This is a genomic window from Streptomyces sp. NPDC006393 (assembly GCF_040628575.1).
Lineage (GTDB): Bacteria > Actinomycetota > Actinomycetes > Streptomycetales > Streptomycetaceae > Streptomyces.
Map to the genome: position 1 here is coordinate 101,981 of NZ_JBEXZD010000011.1, position 16,481 is coordinate 118,461.

Sequence of the window (16,481 nt, forward strand, 5' to 3'; positions counted from 1 at the left end):
CGGCCCGATTACGGCGGGCCGGGGTTCCGCGCGATGGACGTGGCGGGGCGGGTCTCAGTAGTCGCCCCTGTCACCCTTGTGGCGCTCCACGACCCGGAAGCTGGCCACGACGCCGTCCTTGACCTTCAGGCCGTCCTTGACGCAGCCGGGGCGCACGCCGTTGCTCTCGCTGTGCGGGCCGACGGTGGCGATGGGGGCGCCGTTGTCGCAGGTGACCCCGCGGAAGACCTCGACGGTCCTCTTGCTGTCGTTGCGGATGTTGAGGCTGTTGGAGCCGAGACCGCTGACCACGGTGACGCAGCCGCTCGGGTGGGCGGAGTAGGACCGCTCGTTGATGTGGATCCACCCGTAGTCACGGTGGCGGTTGCCGCCGCGGTCGCCGTGGTCGTTGTTGCCCTCGTTGCCCTTGCTGTTGTTGTTGTTTCCGGTCTCGCCGCCCATGGGTGCCTGGACGGGCACCTGCTGGACGGCGGCGGCGGGGGCGGCCTCCGGCGCGGGGGCGGCTGCCGCGTAGGTGATGCCGGTGGCGGCCAGGGCCGCTGCGGCGGCGACGGCCGCGGTGATGGCGTTGGAGCGGGTCATGATCATGTCGCTTCTCCTGTCTCAACTCAGAGAGAGGGATCGGCTGTGCAGCCGACGCGAGATTGAACGTACTAACACCACTCATACCTGTCATATCGGGCGCATCCGGAGTCCCGGCCCCAGAGGGCCGATCGGGGTACCTGGAGGGACCCCGGGAAGAGCTGACTGAGGATCAAACTCGTGGCTGACCTGGCAGATTGAATGACAATTAGCCCTTAGAGGTGATCTTCTGACGCCGCCTCACCCCTCGCGACGGTCGGGGCATCGCAACGGACGGCGAGTCGCTGCTTGACATGTGGTCAGCGGACGTTCTCGCAGGTCACTCCGTGACCGGCGCCATGGGCACGCGCCGGTCACGTCCGGGTGGGCCTCAGGCGCGGCAGCGCAGCATCTCCAGCGGAGGGTTGGCGAGGAGGTCCGCCCAGAATTCCGGGCCGAAGGCGCGCATGCCGGCGTCGGACACCGTGAGGGGGGACCCAGGTCACCTCGCCGAATCCGGCCGTCCGCAGACAGTGTTCGTAGACCTCGCGGCGCGGGCAGGTGGTGACGAACTCGATCGGCGGGTCGAGCAGCGCCGTGACGCGGACCCGCGGTCCGGTCTCGGCCTCCTCGCCGGTCGGCTCACAGCGGAACCCGTACTTGTCCAGGGGCGGCCCGTCGAAGCGGTAGTCGGGTGTCTGGGCGAGCACGAAGAACTCGGCGCCGGGCACCAGGCTCCGGTGCACGTGACGGCACATCCGCTCCATGGCGGCCGTGCCCTCGGCGTAGTTGAGCAGCTGGACGGCCGTGGCGACGTCGAAGCGCCGCCCGAGGGGCCGCAGTTCCGCCACGTCGCCCACCTCGTAGCGCACCCCCAGCGGATCGCGTTCCTCCGACTCCCGTGCCGCGGCGACCATTCCACCGGAGATGTCGACGCCGAGCACGTCCGCGGCACCGCGCCGCTTGAACTCCCTGCTGTAGAACCCGGTGCCGGAGGCCAGGTCGAGCACCGACTTGCCGCGTACGTCCCCGACCATGGCCAGGAAGCCGGGTACCTCGGCGTAGTGCGCCAGCGGCAGGGACTTGAAGCCCTCGAACGCCTCACCGATCTCGTCGTACTGCTGCACGCTCACCGTGCGGTCCTTCCCTGTACGTCGTCATGTCCTCGGCCCCGGCGCCCGCTCACCGGACACGCCGCGGCCCCTGACGGGCAGTCTTGCCGCACCCCGGCAGGCCGTCTCAGTGGCAGAAGCCACGAAGATCCTGTGCGGTCCTGGGCGATTCCTCTCGCGGGTCGAGCGCCGCCACGGGGATCGCCGGATGGCCGGACAAGGGGTGAGTTCGCGACGGTGTCACGGAACACGGAATCGAGGTCTTGTCGGATCGTTCAACAATCGTCTACGTTCAGGATCGTGATCGACCTCAACGCAGACCTCGGTGAGGGCTTCGGCCGCTGGAGCCTCACCGACGACGACGCCCTGCTCTCCGTCGTCACCAGCGCCAACGTCGCCTGCGGCTTCCACGCGGGCGACCCCTCGGTGATGCGCCGCGTCTGCGATCTCGCCGCCGAGCGGGGCGTACGGATCGGAGCGCAGGTGTCCTACCGCGACCTGGCCGGCTTCGGCCGACGCGCCATGGACGTACCCGGCGACGAACTGGCGGCCGAGACGGCCTACCAGATCGGGGCGTTGCGGGTGTTCGCCGAGGCCGCCGGCGCCGAGGTCGCCTACGTCAAACCGCACGGCGCCCTCTACAACCGCACCGTCCACGACGCCGAGCAGGCCGCCGCCGTGGTGGCCGGCGTCCAACTGGCGGGCGGGCGACTGCCCGTGCTCGGGCTGCCCGGATCGCATCTGCTCGCCGCCGCCGAGGAGGCGGGACTCACCGGCGTACCCGAGGCCTTCGCCGACCGCGCCTACACCCCGCACGGCACGCTCGTACCACGCCGTGAGGCGAACTCCGTGATCAGCGACGGCGACACGGTCGTCCGGCGCGCGCTGGAGTTCGCGGTGAAGGGCTCGGTCGAGGCCATGGACGGTACGACCGTCGAGGTCGCCGCCCGCTCGCTGTGTCTGCACGGCGACACCCCCGGCGCGGCCCGGATCGCCGCCCGCGTGCGCGAGGCGCTCCGGACGGCGGGGGTGGGCGTGGAGGCCTTCGCATGACGGAGGACCGGTCGCTCCAACTGCGGCCCGCCGGGCGGCACGCGCTGCTCGTCCAACTGCCCGACGCCGAGCGCACCGCGGCCTTCCACGCCGAACTGCTGCGCCGCCGCGCCGCGGGAACCCTGCCGCCGGTCGCGGAGATCGTGCCGGGGGCGCGCACCGTCCTGCTGGACGGAGTGCCCGACCCCGGGGACCTGGCCCGCCGCCTCGCCGACTGGCACGTGCCGCCCCGCCTCCCCGACGACGGGGGAGCGGTGGAGATACACGTGCGCTACGACGGCCCCGACCTGACCCGCGTGGCCGCCCTGTGGGGGATCGGCCCCGAGGAGGTCGCCGCCCGGCACTCCTCGTACACGTACCGGGTCGCGTTCTGCGGTTTCGCGCCCGGCTTCGGCTACCTCACCGGACTGCCCCCGCACCTGCACGTCCCGCGCCGCGACACACCGCGGACCCGGGTGCCGGCCGGAGCGGTGGCACTCGCGGGTCCCTACAGCGCGGTGTACCCCCGCGCCACGCCCGGCGGCTGGCAGCTCATCGGCACCATGCCGGACCCGGCACCCCTGTGGGACCTCACCCGCGACGAACCCGCCCTTCTCACACCGGGAACACGCGTGCGGTTCGTCCCCGAGGACGGTGCGGCGTGAGCGCAGAACTCACCGTCGTACGCTCCGGCGCCCTCACCACGGTCCAGGACTCCGGCCGCCACGGGCACGCCCACCTGGGCGTTCCGCGCTCCGGCTCCCTGGACGCACCCGCGATGGCGCTCGCCAACCGGCTGCTCGGCAACGACCCCGGCGCCGCCGTCCTGGAAACCACCCTGACCGGCTGCGCCCTGCGACCCGACCACGGCGTCACCGTCGTGGTCGGCGGTGCGCCCTGCCCGGTGACCGTCGACGGCCGCCCGGTGGCCTGGGGCGCGCCGGTACGGGTGCCCGCGGGGGCGGTGCTCAACGTGGGTACGGTGACCGCCGGGGTGCGCTCGTACGTGGCGGTCGCCGGGGGCATCGCCACCGAGCCGGTCCTCGGCAGCCGCTCGACCGACCTGCTCTCCGGGCTCGGCCCGGCGCCCGTGCGCGACGGGGACGTCCTCCCGCTGGGCGCCCCCGTCCGGCAGCCGGCGCTCCCCTCCGCCGCCCCCTGGTCCGCGCCGCCCGCCGCACTGGTGCTGCCGCTCCGGCCCGGTCCCCGCGCCGACTGGTTCACCCCGGCGGCGCTGCGCACCCTCACCTCGGCGACCTACCGTGTGTCCCCGCACAGCAACCGCATCGGCCTGCGCACCGAGGGGCCGGCGCTGGAACGCCGGACGACGGGCGAACTGCCCAGCGAGGGCATGGTCCTCGGCGCGGTCCAGGTACCCCCGGACGGGCGCCCCGTGGTGTTCCTCCACGACCACCCCACGACGGGCGGCTACCCGGTGATCGCAGTGGTCGTGGAAGCCGCCCTCGCCCAGGCGGCGCAGGCCCGCGCGGGGACGCCCGTACGCTTCACGCAGGGATGACCGGCCGGCGGTCCTTCCCGGCGGCGAGCGGACGTCACCCCATGCTCTTGGCGCCGTCCAGGGACTCGCGGATGATGTCGGCGTGGCCGGCGTGCTGCGCGGTCTCCGCGATGATGTGCATCAGCACCCGGCGGGCCGACCACCGCGCGTCCGGCTCGAACCACGGGGCCTTCGGCAGCGGGTGCGCGGCGTTCAGGTCGGGCAGGGTGCGGACCAGTTCATCGGTCCGGCCGGCCACCTCGGCGTAGTCGTCCAGAACGCCGGCCAGCGTCTCGCCGGGCAGCATCCGGAACTCGTCGACCCGCCGGGCCCAGTCGGCCTCGGTCATGGCGGTGAAGTCGCCCATCGCCGAAGGGCCCTCCACGATGAACCGCGCCCAGTTCCGCTCGACCGCGGTGACGTGCTTGATCAGGCCGCCCAGACACAGCTCACTGGCGGTGGTCCGGCGCCCGGCCTGCTCGTCGTCGAGGTCACGGGTGGTGAAACGCAGGAACTGCCGGTGCTTGGCCAGCGTCTCCAGCAGGTCGGCACGCTCGCCGGTGACGGGCTGTGCCTCGCCGAGGTCGCGGGTGGCGTGCTCATGGACGGGCGTGGTCTCGGTCATCGTCGTCGCCTTCCGGGAGTGGGTTGCTCTGGTGAGGAAGACGCTAGCCGTACAAGCGGTCAGGTCCTGACCTAAAGGCGATGATCGAGGAACCTTCTCCTCGCCGGCCCGGCCGATCGATATGAGCTGCGCCACACATCTATGGGGGTTCCGTTCCGGCGGCCGGAGGGTTAGGTTCCGTTTACCCCGCGGCAGCGCCCACCGAGGCGTTGGTCCGCCGGTCCCGGGACGGCGGACCACGCGGGGGCCAACATCACACCGAACTCCCGCACGGGGAGTCTCACTTGCCGCGGCCGCGCGGACCGGCGGCAGGCCGGTCGCGCGGGCCGGACGCGGCGGGACTGCCGGTGGGCCGGGTGCCCTCGGTCGCGGCCCAGGCGGCCAGGAGCCGCAGGGCGTCGTGGTCGGGTGTGCCGGGGGCGGCGCTGTAGGCGGTGAGGGTCAGGCCGGGCCGGGCGGGCAGCTCCATGGCGTCGAAGTCGAGGGTGAGGACGCCGACGGCGGGGTGCCTGAAGGACTTGCGGCCGGTGTGGTGCAGACGGACGTTGTGCCGGGCCCAGGCGACGCGGAACTCCTCGCTGCGGGTGACGAGTTCGCCGATGAGTCCCGTCAGCTCCGTGTCGTGCGGGGCGCGGCCGGCCTCGGTGCGCAGCAGCGAGACGGTGGTGTTCACGGACTCCTCCCAGTCGGGGAAGAAGTCACGGCCGCCCGGCACGAGGAACTGCGAGCGGGCGATGTTGACCGTCTGAGCGGTGCCGTCGGGGAACAGCGGGTCGTACAGCGCGCGGCCGAGGGTGTTGGTGGCCAGGATGTCCAGGCGGCCGTTGCGGATGAAGGCCGGGGAGTCGGTCATGGAGCGCAGCACGCGCAGCACGCTGTCCGGCAGCGGCCCGTGGACCCGTCTGGTACGGCGGACCGGGCGCCTGGCGGCGGCGCGGGCCAGGTCGTGGAGGTGGGCGCGTTCGGCGTCGTCGAGCTGGAGGGCGTTCGCGACGGCGTCGAGTACCTCCTCGGAGGCGCCGGCGAGATGCCCGCGTTCCAGGCGTACGTAGTAGTCGATGCTGACACCGGCGAGCAGGGCGACTTCCTCGCGGCGCAGGCCCGGCACGCGCCGGTTGCCGCCGTAGGCCGGCAGACCCGCCTGCCGTGGGGTGATCCTGGCGCGGCGGGAGGCCAGGAACGCTCGGATGTCGCTCTGCGTGGTCACGGATTCCAGGCTAGGCCGGACGGTCCACCTCTGGGGGGTCCTGTCAGTACCTGGCACGGCAGACCCTTCTTCGCCGCATCGACCTGCGGTTTTGTCGATAGCGGCAGCGGCCGTGCCCACCGGAGAGCCCGGGACACGGGCGCCGGCGGCTGCCGGAAGGCCGCCCCCGCCGCACAGTGGTCGTGGCGGCCCGTCCCGATGTGATCCATGACCAAGGAGTCGTTCGTATGCCGCAGCAGTCCGCACCCCGGGAGCTGGCCGGGATCGCGCCCAGGCTCGTCGAGGTCACCGACGAGGTTCTCTTCGGTGACGTCTGGCAGCGGCCGGGGCTGTCGCCGCGGGACCGGAGCCTGGTGACCGTGAGCGCGCTGGCCGCCCTGTACCGCGGCGAGCAACTCGGCCACCACCTCTGGGTGGCCCTGGACAACGGGCTGACCGTCGAGGAGCTGTCCGAGGCGATCACGCACCTGGCCTTCTACGCGGGCTGGCCCAACGCCATGACCGCGATCACCCGGCTGAAGCAGATCGCCGACGAGCGCGGCGCCTGACCGGCGCCACCGCGACCTCGGCACCACCGCCGCCTCGGCGCCACCGCCACCCTCGCACCACCTCCACCCCGGCACCCGGGCACCCCGGCACCGCACTACGGCACCGCACCGCGCCCACCGCCCAAGCTCGATCAAGGAATCTCAGACGTGGAACACCTCACCGACACCCCCACCCTCAAGGCCCCGGCGGAACGCTTCACCGGCGACGTCTACCTCGACCTGATCTCGGTTCCCACCGAGCCGGCCCGCCTGGCCGCGGGTCTCGTGCGCTTCACCCCCGGCGCCCGCACCCACTGGCACTCCCACGCCCTGGGCCAGGTCCTGCGGATCACCGACGGTGTCGGCCTGGTCGGCACCCGCGACGGCGACGTCGTCCGGGTGAGCGCCGGCGAGACCGTCAGGTGCCCGGCCGGCGAGGAGCACTGGCACGGCGCCACCGACACCCACCTCATGGCCCACATCGCCATGGTCGTCGGTGACGGCGCCGGCGACGGCACCACCTGGCTGGAACCGGTCACCGACGAGCAGTACGCCGCGGCGCTCGCCGCCGTCGGACGCTGACGGCACGGCGGTACCCAGGTGGTCCGGAGGGCCTGGTGATCCGGGGTCCGTTGGTGCGGGCGACGGGCGCGGGTGATTCTGGGAGACGGACGCCTGAGGGAAGGCATGACCATGCGTGCTCAGCTAGGTGATCGACTGGTCGTGGAAAGCCCGGTCACCGGGGTCACCCGGCGCGACGGCGAGATCGTCGGCCTGCACCACGACGACGGCACACCGCCCTACGACGTGCGCTGGTCGGACACGGGCGAGGTCTCGCTGGTCTTTCCGGGACCGGACGCCCACGTCCAGCACCTGGGCCACGAAGGGGACGTCCGGCACCTGAGCCGGGAGGGGGACGTCCGGCACCTGAGCCGGGAGGGGGACGTCCGGCACCTGAGCCGGGAGGGGGACGTCCAGCACCTGAGCCGGGAGGGGGACGTCCAGCACCTGGGCCGGGAGGGGGACGCCCGGGACAGGGGCCGGGAGGGGGAGGCCCGGCGCGCGGGCCCGGAAGGGGCCCTGGCCAGTGGGCCGGCTCCCGCGGCACCCGCCGTCGGTCCGGCAGGGAGGCCGGGGGACTTCGGACGGCGTCTGGCGGCGGCCCGCCGGCGTCAGGGACTCAGCCTGGAGGAGACGGCCGGCCGTGCCCGTATGTCGCCGCACTACCTCTCCTATCTCGAACAGCACCCGTCGGAGCCGGGCATCACCACCATCCTGCGACTGGCCGACGCGCTCGGCACCACACTCCTGTCGCTGCGGGGCGGCGACCAGGAGTACCCGCCGGGACAGGGACGGGCGCTGCTGCACCCACGGCTGACGGATCTGAGCCGGGACGAGTGCCGGGCGCTGCTGTCCACGCACGGAGTGGGACGTATCGCGTTCACCGGTCCGGACGGGCCCGTCGCGTTCCCCGTCAACTACGACGTGCTGGGCGAGGCCCTCTTCTTCCGCAGCGTGCCCGGCTCCGCCCCCGCCAGGGCCGTCGGCTCCGACGTCGCCTTCGAGGTCGACCACCTCGACGAGGCGATGAGCCAGGGCTGGAGCGTGCTCGCGGTGGGCCGTGCCGAGGTCGTCGACGACCCGGACATGGTCCGCCGGCTGGAGGAGCGGGCCTACTCCGAACCATGGGCGGGCGGCTCGCGCCTGATCTGGGTGAAAGTGCCTCTCACCCGTCTGACAGGGCGCCGGATCACAGCCGCCGACCGGTGAGGCCGGGGGCAAGGGCCGAACAGTGGCGACGCGAGGGACACGGGCGTGTGGCCGGCCAGGGCTCCGGCAGGGCGAAGGAGGACGTGATGAGTCAGCCGGTGCTGGCGGGTGTCGACGGGTCCGAACGCGGTCTGGCGGCCGCGTGCTGGGCGGCGCGGGAGGCCGCGTCGCGCGGTGTTCCGCTCCGCCTGCTGCATGCGTCCCCACCGCTGCCCGGCCCTGCCCTACCGGCCACGGCCGCTGACCGACTGCATGACCTGGGTGCGCGGATGCTCCGGCGGGTGGCCGCCGACTTCGGCGACCGCTGTCCGGACGTGGAGGTGCTGTGCGAGCAGACCGATGACGACCCGGCCGCGGCCCTTCTCGCCGCGGCCCGTGATGCCGGGCTCCTCGTCGTCGGGACGCGCGGCACGGGCGGGTTCGACGGTCTGGCGGTCGGCCGGGTCGCGCTGCGCGTCGCGGCGGCGGCCCCCTGCCCTGTCGTGCTGGTTCCCGAACAGCCCGGCGTCTACGGGGAAGGGCCCCGGGCGGCACATGGCGCGGACCAGGTCGTGATGGGGTTCGACGCGCACCGCCCGGTCGGTGAGGTGGCGGACTTCGCGTTCTCGGCCGCCGAGGCCCGGGGAGCGGGCCTGCGGGTGGTCCGGGCATGGGCGTTGCCCGCCGAGGCCGTCTCCGCGCAGACCCTGGTGGTGACCGAGGAGGACCGCGCCACCTGGGAGGACCAGGAGGTCCTGCGGCTCACCGACGCGCTGCGCCCCTGGCGCGAGAAGTACCCGCACGTCGCGGCCCGCGCCGATGTCCTGCTGCTGCATCCGGCTCAGGCGCTCCTCAACGCGTCCCAGGGCGCGGCTCTGCTCGTCGTCGGCCGAAGCACCGACCCGCGGGCGCGTGCGGGTGAAGGCCGGCTGGGCCCCATCACGCACGCCGTGCTGCACCACGCCCGCTGCCCGGTGGCGGTCGTACCGCATGCCGGATGACAGCCGAGCGGTCGCACCTCACAGGCGCCTCCCAGACTCTTCGCAGACGCCTCGCAGACGCCTCGCAGGCGCCTCGCAGGTGGGAGCCGCAGCGGGGGCCGCGTCAGCCGAAGAACACCTCGAACTCGTCGTACAGCGACGGATCGACCACTTTGGCCTGCGCGGTGGCCTCGGCCAGGGGGATGCGGACGATCCGGGTGCCGCGCAGGGCGACCATGACGCCGAAGTCACCGTCCTTGACCGCCTCGATGGCGTGCAACCCGTAGCGTGTGGCCAGCCATCGGTCGAAGGCGCTCGGTGTGCCGCCGCGCTGGACGTGGCCCAGGACCGTGGTCCGGGCCTCCTTCCCGGTGCGGTCCGAGATCTGCCGGGCCAGCCACTCGCCGATGCCGGACAGCCGCACATGCCCGAACTCGTCCAGCGACTGGTCCTTGAGGACCATCTGCCCCTCCTTGGGGACGGCGCCCTCGGCGACCACGACGATCGGCGCGTAGTTGATCTCGAATCGGCTCCTGACCTGTTCACAGACCTGGTCGAGGTCGAACGGCCGCTCCGGGACGAGGATCACATTGGCGCCGCCCGCGATCCCGGCGTGCAGGGCGATCCAGCCCGAGTGCCGCCCCATCACCTCCACCACCAGCGTGCGCATGTGCGACTCGGCGGTGGTGTGCAGGCGGTCGATGGCCTCGGTCGCGATACCCACGGCGGTGTTGAAGCCGAAGGTGTAGTCGGTGCCGGAGACGTCGTTGTCGATGGTCTTCGGTACGCCGACCAGTGGGACTCCCCGCGCGTTCAGCTCGGTCGCCACGCCGAGCGTGTCCTCACCGCCGATCACCACCAGCGCGTCGACGTCGTGCGCGGCCAGGGTGTCCCGTACGCGTCGCAGCCCGTCCTCGTGTTTGAACGGGTTGGTGCGGGAGGAGCCGAGGATGGTCCCGCCGCGGGGGAGAATGCCGCGCACGGCGGGGATGTCCAGCGGAACCACGGCGTTCTGGAGCAGGCCCAGCCAGCCGTCCCGCACCCCGACGAAGTCGAAGGCGTATTCCTGGACGCCCTTGCGGACGACACTGCGGATCACGGCGTTCAGGCCGGGACAGTCACCGCCGCCGGTCAGCACTCCGACCTTCATGAGCTGCCTCCTCTCCGTCGGCCAGCCGGTCTGCTCACGGCCCTCTCGGCGATCGGGACCAGCTGCCGGACCACCTCGGTCGCCTTCCTCCAGCCTCCCTCCGTTCGATCCGCCGCGGCCACTCGCGCGGCACCGTGGGCGGTGCGACCGTGGCAGTGGGGACTTCTGCCGCGCGAGGCGGCGGCCGGGCGCCAGGCGGTGGGAGTGCGCCAGGCGGTGGGAGTGCGCCAGGAAGTGGGTGGTGACGATGTTCTGGTTCCCGCACGGCGCGCCCGGTTGGGGCTGGTTCGCCATGAGCCTGGGGATGCTGTTGTTCTGGGTGCTGCTGATCGCCGTCGGTGTGCTCCTCTTCCGCACACTGAACCGCGGCGGCGGACAGTCGCGGGCGCACGGCGGTACCGGACGCCCCACCCCCGAACAGGTGCTGGCCGAACGTTTCGCCCGCGGCGAGATCGACGAGGACGAGTACCGGCGCCGGCTGGACGTCCTCCGGCAGGGCTCCGGATGGCCCGGGCGCTGAACCCCGCCGCACGCCCGCACCACCGGCACGCACACCGACGACCCGGACCCGCGTCGGCAATTCGCCCGGAGGGGGAACCCGGCGACAAGGCCGGATGACAGGAGGCTGGTGATCGGTATGAAGGGCTATGTCTTCCACGGTCCCGGACAGGCCGCCTGGGAGGAGGTTCCCGACCCGGACGTCCAGGAACCGACCGATGCCGTCGTGCGCGTCGACACCGTCACGATCTGCGGCACGGATCTGCACATCCTCAAGGGCGACGTCCCGGAGGTGCGTCCGGGCACGGTGCTGGGGCACGAGGCCGTCGGCGAGATCGTCGAGGTGGGCGCCGACGTGCGCACCGTACAGCCGGGGGACAGGGTGCTGGTGTCCTGCATCAGCGCCTGCGGCCGGTGCCGCTTCTGCCGGGAGGGCATGTACAGCCAGTGCCTGGGCGGCGGAGGCTGGATTCTCGGCCATACCGTCGACGGCACACAGGGGGAGTTCGTCCGGGTGCCGTTCGCCGACCTGTCGGTGCACGCGCTGCCCGCCGCCGTCACCAACGAGGAGGCGGTGCTGCTGGCGGACATCTTCCCCACCGCCTACGAGGTCGGCGTGCTCAACGGACGGGTGCGGCCCGGGGACACCGTCGTCGTGGTCGGGGCCGGTCCCGTCGGTCTCGCGACCATCGCCACCGCACGGCTGTTCGCACCCGAGCGCGTCATCGCCGTGGACCTGGCCCCGGCTCGTCTGGAGGCCGCGCGGAAGCTGGGCGCCGAGGCCGTGGCCGATGCCCGCGAGGAGCCCGAGCAACTGGTCGACGACCTCACCGGAGGACTCGGCGCGGACGTCGTGGTGGAGGCCGTGGGCGTGCCGGAGACCTTCGAGCTGTGCACGCGCATGGTGCGGCCCGGCGGCCATGTGGCCAACGCCGGGGTGCACGGCACGCCCGCGACCCTGCACCTGGAAGAACTGTGGATCAAGAACGTGACCATCACCACCGGCCTCGTCGACACCCGCACCACGCCCACGCTGCTGAAGATGGCCGCCACGGGCCGGCTGCCCGCCTCCCAACTGATCACCCACACCTTCCCCTTGGAGCGCATCGAGGAGGCGTACGACGTCTTCGCCCACGCCGCCGAGACGGGCGCGCTGAAGGTGGTGCTCGGCGGTCCCCAGCGCGAGGTCGTCCCCGTGGCCGAGGCCTGAGGACGTCCCCGTGGCCGAGGCCTGAAGTCGTCCCCGTGGCCCCTGAGGCCGCGCCCGTTGCCGAGGCCCCGGGTCTAACGGTGCTCGGGGTTCTCGTAGTCGTGGCGGCAGCCGGCGTCCCAGGCCGTGCGCTGGTTGCCGTAGGCGGGGATGCCGCCGAGGTCCTTCAGCGCCCGGGCCAGGTGGAGGAGATTCCAGGTCATGAAGGTGGTGTTGCGGTTGGTGAAGTCGTTCTCCGGCCCGCCGGAGCCGGGGTCGAGATAGGACGGTCCGGGACCCGCCTCGCCGATCCATCCGGCGTCCGCCTGGGGAGGGATCGTGTATCCCAGGTGCTGGAGGCTGTAGAGGACGTTCATGGCACAGTGCTTGACGCCGTCCTCGTTGCCGGTGATCAGACAGCCGCCGACGCGGCCGTAATAGGCGTACTGCCCGGCTTCGTTGAGCAGGCTGGAGCAGGCGTAGAGGCGTTCGATCACCTGCTTCATCACGGAGCTGTTGTCGCCCAGCCAGATCGGGCCGGCCAGCACGAGGATGTCCGCCGCCAGGACCTGCCGGTACAGCTCCGGCCAGGCGTCCGACGCCCAGCCGTGCTCGGTCATGTCGGACCACACACCGGTGGCGATGTCGTGATCCACCGCCCGCACCACGTCGACGTGCACCCCTTGGGCCTCCATGATGGTGGTGCTGCGGTGGATCAGCCCCTGGGTGTTGCTCGTCTCCGGTGAGCGCTTCAAGGTGCAGTTGAACACCAGTGCGCGCAGGTCGTCGTACCGGGCCGGCGGCGCGTCGGTGGCGGGCGACGGGGCAGTCACACAGTCCTCCAGGAGCCTGCTGCCGCGCACCGGGCGCGGCGGAGCGTTCACGTCCGGCTCCAGCGTGTGGGCGGCCCTCGGCAGGCGCCACCGCGAGGCATCCGAATGGCCCCTGGGGGGTGCTTGCGGTGGCCCTCGTGTTCAGACGCGGTCGCCGGCGTGCCGTCCCGCGTCCCGGTCCGGTCGCCGGTGCACGGCGTCGGCGATGACCGATGTCACGAACCTGTCGACGACCGCCGTGGTCGGCGGGCCGGGGTCGCGGTCCGCGAACAGGAGATGCCCGCCACCGACGAGGGAGAGGGTGAGCGCGTCGATGTCGGCGTCGGCCGCGATGCGGCCACGGGCACGCTCGTCGGCCAGATAGGCGGAGATCGCGGTGGTGGCCTCGGCGAGGATCGCGATGCCACCGCCGGGCCGGGCCCGACGCAGCCGTCCGCGCAACTCGTCCCTGAAAGTGATCAGCGGGATGATCGCCACGGGAACCGGGCCGAACAGCGTGGTCAGCGCTTTGGTGAGGTTGCCGGCGACGGTGCCGGCGCCGACGCACTCGCGCAACGCGCTCGCCTGTGCCTCGAGCCGCGCGGCCCGGTCGAGCACGAGTTCGGCGAGGAAGGCGTCGAAGTCGCTGAAGTGCCGGTGCAGGACGCCCTTGGCGCAGCCTGCCTCGTCGGTGACGGCCCGGCTGGTCAGCCCGCTCGGTCCGGCGCGCAGAAGCACGCGTTCGGCAGCGTCGAACAGCTGCTGTCGCGCATCGCGCAGGTGCACCCCAGTCGGCACTCGCAGATCCTCTCGTGCGTCGCCCCGGCATCGTATCGATTGTCCAGTGGGCGCTTGCCCATTAGGGTGGGCGCATGCCCACTTCATCGCAGGAGCCTTCCCCCGCGCTGCCGCACGAAGCCCGCCGGATGGCCGAGTCGTTCGGCGTGGACGCCCGACGCTACGACCGCGCTAGGCCCGGCTACCCCGATGCCCTGGTGGCGCGGATCGTCGCCGCAAGCCCCGGGCCCGACGTCCTGGACGTCGGCTGCGGCACCGGCATCGCGGCCCGCCAGTTCCAGGCCGCGGGCTGCGCCGTGCTCGGCGTCGAGCCCGACGCGCGCATGGCCGACTTCGCCAGAGCCCGTGGCCTGCGAGTCGAGACGGCGACCTTCGAAGCCTGGCGGCCGGAGGGTCGGACGTTCGACACGGTCGTCGCCGCGCAGTCGTGGCACTGGGTGGACCCGGTCGCGGGAGCCGTGAAGGCGGCACAGGTGCTGCGTCCGGGAGGACGGCTGGCGATCTTCGGGCACGTGTACGAGCCGCCCCCCGAGGTGGGCGAGCCGTTCGCCGCCGCCTTCCGGCGGGTGGTGCCCGACTCCCCGTTCAACGGCGGGCCGGCCCGCCGACCGCTCGACGCCTACCAGGCGGTCTACGCCAAGTGCGCGGAGAAGATCCGGGAAACCGGACAGTTCACCGATGTCGAACAGTGGCGATTCGACTGGGAGCGGTCCTACACACGCGATCAGTGGCTGGACCTGCTGCCCACCACCGGCGGCCTCACCGGGCTCCGCCCCGATCAGCTGGCCGGGATACTGGACGCGGTCGGGAGCGCGGTCGACTCCCTGGGCGGACGCTTCACGATGACCTACACCACCCTGTCCGCGACCGCCGTACGCACCGGGCCCTCCTGAACACGCGTCCGACCGAACCGTGTTGCGGCATGGGCACATCCGGAACACCGATCGGCCACATGCCGACACGGCCGGGCCGCCGGCCGGGACCGTGTCGTCATGCTGGCATGTGGATGCATGAACCCGGTGGGCCTCGTGGCGACCCTGACCGGATACGGCCTGCTCGGCGTCGCTCTGCTCGCGGTCGTCACGGTCTGCCTGGTCGGCCTGCTGCTCGGCGCGCTCGTCGCCCTCGGACACCTGGCCCGCCGACGGCAGGACGACGACCCGGAACCGGAGAGACCCGGTGCGCTCGGGCAGGGCTCGGCCCTCGCCTCCTTCCACTGGGAGGACTCGACGGAGTAGAGAGGGAACGATTCTCGCGCCGGCCGGCATGCGGTACGCCTGACCGTCCGAGACACGGGGCCGGGGCGAACGGGGTGGTCTTCTTCACCCGGGCGGGGCGCTCGGCGGGCGCGACCGGGAGCGGGGATTTTAGCGTCGTAGTGCCTTGCGCTGTGACAGGACCGTGAGGCCCGGGCGGCCCCCGCACTCTGCGCCCTGGGCAGGGGCCGCCCGGCAGACGACCGGCCGGGTGAGGGCCGGCGGGCGTGTGCGTCGTGGCTGAATTCCCCGTCCGAATCTCACGTCCGGATCCCGCGTCTGAATTCCCCTCGGCCATCGCGTCGGCCGAAGCCGGCGTCCCGCTCGTCGGCCCGGCGAGGGTCGCACATCGGGAGCGAGATTCTCCGCCGCGGCCGGTGTGTGACGTGTGCGGGCGGGTAGGCGCGCCGACCTGATGCTTTCCGGCCCAAGGAGGAGGGAACACCGTGAAGAAGCTGATGCGTCGGATCGCCACCGCGGGCGTGTCCGCCACGGTCGCCGGAGGGGCCCTGCTCGCCGCGGGCGGCTCCGCGACGGCGGCCACCGCTCACACCGCCCGGGACGTCCCCGCCGGGATCACCACGGTGAACACCGGCTCGGGTCACGGCTGCCGCCATCACCACAACTCCAACCTCACCCACCGGCTCCCGGACGCCTGGGTCGCGGGCCAGCTGGCGATGTTCGAGCCCGCGGCCGCGAAGCGGCTGGCAGTGTTCGACCCCTGGGTCAAGGACCAGCTGGCACTGTTCGCCGGCACCGCCCGGTAGGCGTGGGAACGGCGGGTGCGTCAGGCGGCCTCTCCGAGGAGGCCGGCGAGACGGTCCAGGACGTGGGGCCAGCCCTTGCCCATGCCCTCGTACGCCTGTCGGCCCATCGGTGAGTCGAGGTCGAAGCCGGCGTGGGTCAGGCGCAGACGGGTGCCTTCGCCTTCCGGCTCGAGCCGCCAGGTGATGGTGGTGTCGAGCGCGCCCTCGGCGAAGCGGTAGGCCAGCAGCCGCTGCTCGTCCACCTCGGTCACTTCGCAGGGCTGCTTGCCGAAGTTGCCCATGTCGAGAGTGAAGCGGTGGCCCACGACCGGCTTGACGTCCCCCGCGGCCCACCAGCGGGCGTGGAGGTCCGGATCGGTCAGGGCGTTCCAGACCGCGGCCGGGGGATGGGGCAGAAACCTCTCGAGTTCGATCGTGTTGTGCTCGGTCATTTCTCGTTCTCCTCGTGCAAGAGATCGGCCAGCGCGTCCAGGCGCTGGTTCCAGTAGTGCTCGAACGGCCGCAGCCACTCGCTCACCTCGGCCAGCCGGGCCGCCTGGAGGTGGTAGAAGCGATGCCGGCCACGCGGCTCCTCGCGCACCAGCCCGGCGGTCCGGAGCACCGCGAGGTGCTCGGAGACCGCCGGCCTCCCGAGCTCGAACATCCCGGCCAGCTCACCCGTGGAGCGCGGCCCTTCACGCAGGCTTTCCAGCAGTTTGCGACGCACTGGGTTGGCCAGAA

20 protein-coding genes and 1 pseudogene are annotated in these 16,481 nt (G+C 72.5%); 12 read left to right on the forward strand and 9 right to left on the reverse strand.

Annotated elements, in window-relative coordinates:
* Positions 1-54: 54 nt before the first annotated feature.
* Both ABZ484_RS08155 and ABZ484_RS08160 read right to left on the reverse strand, forming a co-directional pair.
* Positions 55-588 (reverse strand): hypothetical protein, encoded by a 534-nt coding sequence (locus ABZ484_RS08155; protein ID WP_358865067.1) that lies wholly within the window; start codon positions 586-588, stop codon positions 55-57.
* Between the two features lie 364 nt (positions 589-952).
* Positions 953-1,694, reverse strand: a pseudogene (locus ABZ484_RS08160) (class I SAM-dependent methyltransferase).
* A gap of 279 nt (positions 1,695-1,973) precedes the next feature.
* Between ABZ484_RS08160 and ABZ484_RS08165 the strand changes: the two are divergent.
* From ABZ484_RS08165 to ABZ484_RS08175, 3 genes are read left to right on the forward strand one after another with little or no spacing between them, the layout of a single operon-like run.
* Positions 1,974-2,726 carry a 5-oxoprolinase subunit PxpA gene (locus ABZ484_RS08165; RefSeq protein ID WP_358865068.1) on the forward strand — a complete coding sequence of 251 codons (753 nt, stop codon included), beginning with the start codon at positions 1,974-1,976 and terminating at the stop codon, positions 2,724-2,726.
* A complete protein-coding gene (locus tag ABZ484_RS08170; protein ID WP_358865069.1) occupies positions 2,723-3,370 on the forward strand; it encodes an allophanate hydrolase subunit 1 in 648 nt (215 codons plus the stop codon). The genes ABZ484_RS08165 and ABZ484_RS08170 overlap by 4 nt, the downstream gene beginning before the upstream one ends.
* The gene (locus ABZ484_RS08175) at positions 3,367-4,224 is read left to right on the forward strand and encodes a biotin-dependent carboxyltransferase family protein (RefSeq protein WP_358865070.1); all 858 of its coding nucleotides are present in this window, start codon (positions 3,367-3,369) and stop codon (positions 4,222-4,224) included. The genes ABZ484_RS08170 and ABZ484_RS08175 overlap by 4 nt, the downstream gene beginning before the upstream one ends.
* Before the next feature lie 34 nt (positions 4,225-4,258).
* On the opposite strand, the gene ABZ484_RS08180 is transcribed toward ABZ484_RS08175, so the two are convergent.
* Both ABZ484_RS08180 and ABZ484_RS08185 read right to left on the reverse strand, forming a co-directional pair.
* Positions 4,259-4,828, reverse strand: coding sequence for a DinB family protein (locus tag ABZ484_RS08180; protein WP_358865071.1), 570 nt, complete (start codon positions 4,826-4,828; stop codon positions 4,259-4,261).
* 280 nt (positions 4,829-5,108) lie between these two features.
* Positions 5,109-6,035: a helix-turn-helix transcriptional regulator gene (locus ABZ484_RS08185; RefSeq protein WP_358865072.1), complete on the reverse strand. Its 927-nt coding sequence runs from the start codon at positions 6,033-6,035 to the stop codon at positions 5,109-5,111.
* Positions 6,036-6,262: 227 nt separating this feature from the next.
* Between ABZ484_RS08185 and ABZ484_RS08190 the strand changes: the two genes are divergently transcribed.
* The 4 genes from ABZ484_RS08190 (at position 6,263) to ABZ484_RS08205 (ending at position 9,312) form a co-directional block, all read left to right on the forward strand.
* Positions 6,263-6,583, forward strand: coding sequence for a carboxymuconolactone decarboxylase family protein (locus ABZ484_RS08190; protein WP_358865073.1), 321 nt, complete (start codon positions 6,263-6,265; stop codon positions 6,581-6,583).
* A 147-nt stretch (positions 6,584-6,730) separates the two neighbouring features.
* The gene (locus ABZ484_RS08195; protein WP_358865074.1) at positions 6,731-7,144 is read left to right on the forward strand and encodes a cupin domain-containing protein; all 414 of its coding nucleotides are present in this window, start codon (positions 6,731-6,733) and stop codon (positions 7,142-7,144) included.
* A gap of 111 nt (positions 7,145-7,255) precedes the next feature.
* Entirely contained in the window at positions 7,256-8,332 is a 1,077-nt protein-coding gene (locus ABZ484_RS08200) for a pyridoxamine 5'-phosphate oxidase family protein (RefSeq protein ID WP_358865075.1), read from the forward strand.
* An 86-nt stretch (positions 8,333-8,418) separates the two neighbouring features.
* Positions 8,419-9,312 (forward strand): universal stress protein, encoded by an 894-nt coding sequence (locus ABZ484_RS08205; protein WP_358865076.1) that lies wholly within the window; start codon positions 8,419-8,421, stop codon positions 9,310-9,312.
* 103 nt (positions 9,313-9,415) lie between these two features.
* Here ABZ484_RS08205 and ABZ484_RS08210 read toward each other — a convergent pair whose 3' ends face one another.
* Positions 9,416-10,441 (reverse strand): 6-phosphofructokinase, encoded by a 1,026-nt coding sequence (locus ABZ484_RS08210; protein WP_358865077.1) that lies wholly within the window; start codon positions 10,439-10,441, stop codon positions 9,416-9,418.
* A gap of 247 nt (positions 10,442-10,688) precedes the next feature.
* Between ABZ484_RS08210 and ABZ484_RS08215 the strand changes: the two genes are divergently transcribed.
* Both ABZ484_RS08215 and ABZ484_RS08220 read left to right on the forward strand, forming a co-directional pair.
* Complete coding sequence (locus tag ABZ484_RS08215) at positions 10,689-10,961, forward strand: SHOCT domain-containing protein (protein WP_358865087.1); 273 nt, start codon at positions 10,689-10,691, stop codon at positions 10,959-10,961.
* Between the two features lie 117 nt (positions 10,962-11,078).
* Positions 11,079-12,149 carry a zinc-dependent alcohol dehydrogenase family protein gene (locus tag ABZ484_RS08220; protein WP_358865088.1) on the forward strand — a complete coding sequence of 357 codons (1,071 nt, stop codon included), beginning with the start codon at positions 11,079-11,081 and terminating at the stop codon, positions 12,147-12,149.
* Positions 12,150-12,223: 74 nt separating this feature from the next.
* On the opposite strand, the gene ABZ484_RS08225 is transcribed toward ABZ484_RS08220, so the two are convergent.
* Positions 12,224-12,961 (reverse strand): flavodoxin family protein, encoded by a 738-nt coding sequence (locus tag ABZ484_RS08225; protein ID WP_358865078.1) that lies wholly within the window; start codon positions 12,959-12,961, stop codon positions 12,224-12,226.
* Between the two features lie 141 nt (positions 12,962-13,102).
* The gene (locus tag ABZ484_RS08230) at positions 13,103-13,738 is read right to left on the reverse strand and encodes a TetR/AcrR family transcriptional regulator (RefSeq protein ID WP_358865079.1); all 636 of its coding nucleotides are present in this window, start codon (positions 13,736-13,738) and stop codon (positions 13,103-13,105) included.
* 74 nt (positions 13,739-13,812) lie between these two features.
* Between ABZ484_RS08230 and ABZ484_RS08235 the strand changes: the two genes are divergently transcribed.
* From ABZ484_RS08235 to ABZ484_RS08245, 3 genes are all read left to right on the forward strand, one after another.
* The gene (locus tag ABZ484_RS08235; RefSeq protein ID WP_358865080.1) at positions 13,813-14,631 is read left to right on the forward strand and encodes a class I SAM-dependent methyltransferase; all 819 of its coding nucleotides are present in this window, start codon (positions 13,813-13,815) and stop codon (positions 14,629-14,631) included.
* 117 nt (positions 14,632-14,748) lie between these two features.
* Positions 14,749-14,976: a hypothetical protein gene (locus ABZ484_RS08240; RefSeq protein WP_358865081.1), complete on the forward strand. Its 228-nt coding sequence runs from the start codon at positions 14,749-14,751 to the stop codon at positions 14,974-14,976.
* A 464-nt stretch (positions 14,977-15,440) separates the two neighbouring features.
* Positions 15,441-15,761 (forward strand): hypothetical protein, encoded by a 321-nt coding sequence (locus tag ABZ484_RS08245; protein ID WP_358865082.1) that lies wholly within the window; start codon positions 15,441-15,443, stop codon positions 15,759-15,761.
* Positions 15,762-15,781: 20 nt separating this feature from the next.
* Here ABZ484_RS08245 and ABZ484_RS08250 read toward each other — a convergent pair whose 3' ends face one another.
* Entirely contained in the window at positions 15,782-16,192 is a 411-nt protein-coding gene (locus tag ABZ484_RS08250) for an SRPBCC domain-containing protein (protein ID WP_358865083.1), read from the reverse strand.
* The gene (locus ABZ484_RS08255) at positions 16,189-16,479 is read right to left on the reverse strand and encodes a metalloregulator ArsR/SmtB family transcription factor (RefSeq protein WP_358865084.1); all 291 of its coding nucleotides are present in this window, start codon (positions 16,477-16,479) and stop codon (positions 16,189-16,191) included. Before ABZ484_RS08255 ends, ABZ484_RS08250 begins: the two co-directional genes overlap by 4 nt.
* Between the last annotated feature and the right edge of the window lie 2 nt (positions 16,480-16,481).

Bases quoted from the DNA above. Each gene is read 5' to 3' on its own strand.
- ABZ484_RS08155 (WP_358865067.1), bottom strand. From the start codon at position 588: ATGATCATGACCCGCTCCAACGCCATCACCGCGGCCGTCGCCGCCGCA.
- ABZ484_RS08170 (WP_358865069.1), top strand. From the start codon at position 2,723: ATGACGGAGGACCGGTCGCTCCAACTGCGGCCCGCCGGGCGGCACGCG.
- ABZ484_RS08180 (WP_358865071.1), bottom strand. From the start codon at position 4,828: ATGACCGAGACCACGCCCGTCCATGAGCACGCCACCCGCGACCTCGGC.
- ABZ484_RS08190 (WP_358865073.1), top strand. From the start codon at position 6,263: ATGCCGCAGCAGTCCGCACCCCGGGAGCTGGCCGGGATCGCGCCCAGG.
- ABZ484_RS08200 (WP_358865075.1), top strand. From the start codon at position 7,256: ATGCGTGCTCAGCTAGGTGATCGACTGGTCGTGGAAAGCCCGGTCACC.
- ABZ484_RS08205 (WP_358865076.1), top strand. From the start codon at position 8,419: ATGAGTCAGCCGGTGCTGGCGGGTGTCGACGGGTCCGAACGCGGTCTG.
- ABZ484_RS08210 (WP_358865077.1), bottom strand. From the start codon at position 10,441: ATGAAGGTCGGAGTGCTGACCGGCGGCGGTGACTGTCCCGGCCTGAAC.
- ABZ484_RS08215 (WP_358865087.1), top strand. From the start codon at position 10,689: ATGTTCTGGTTCCCGCACGGCGCGCCCGGTTGGGGCTGGTTCGCCATG.
- ABZ484_RS08220 (WP_358865088.1), top strand. From the start codon at position 11,079: ATGAAGGGCTATGTCTTCCACGGTCCCGGACAGGCCGCCTGGGAGGAG.
- ABZ484_RS08235 (WP_358865080.1), top strand. From the start codon at position 13,813: ATGCCCACTTCATCGCAGGAGCCTTCCCCCGCGCTGCCGCACGAAGCC.
- ABZ484_RS08240 (WP_358865081.1), top strand. From the start codon at position 14,749: ATGAACCCGGTGGGCCTCGTGGCGACCCTGACCGGATACGGCCTGCTC.
- ABZ484_RS08250 (WP_358865083.1), bottom strand. From the start codon at position 16,192: ATGACCGAGCACAACACGATCGAACTCGAGAGGTTTCTGCCCCATCCC.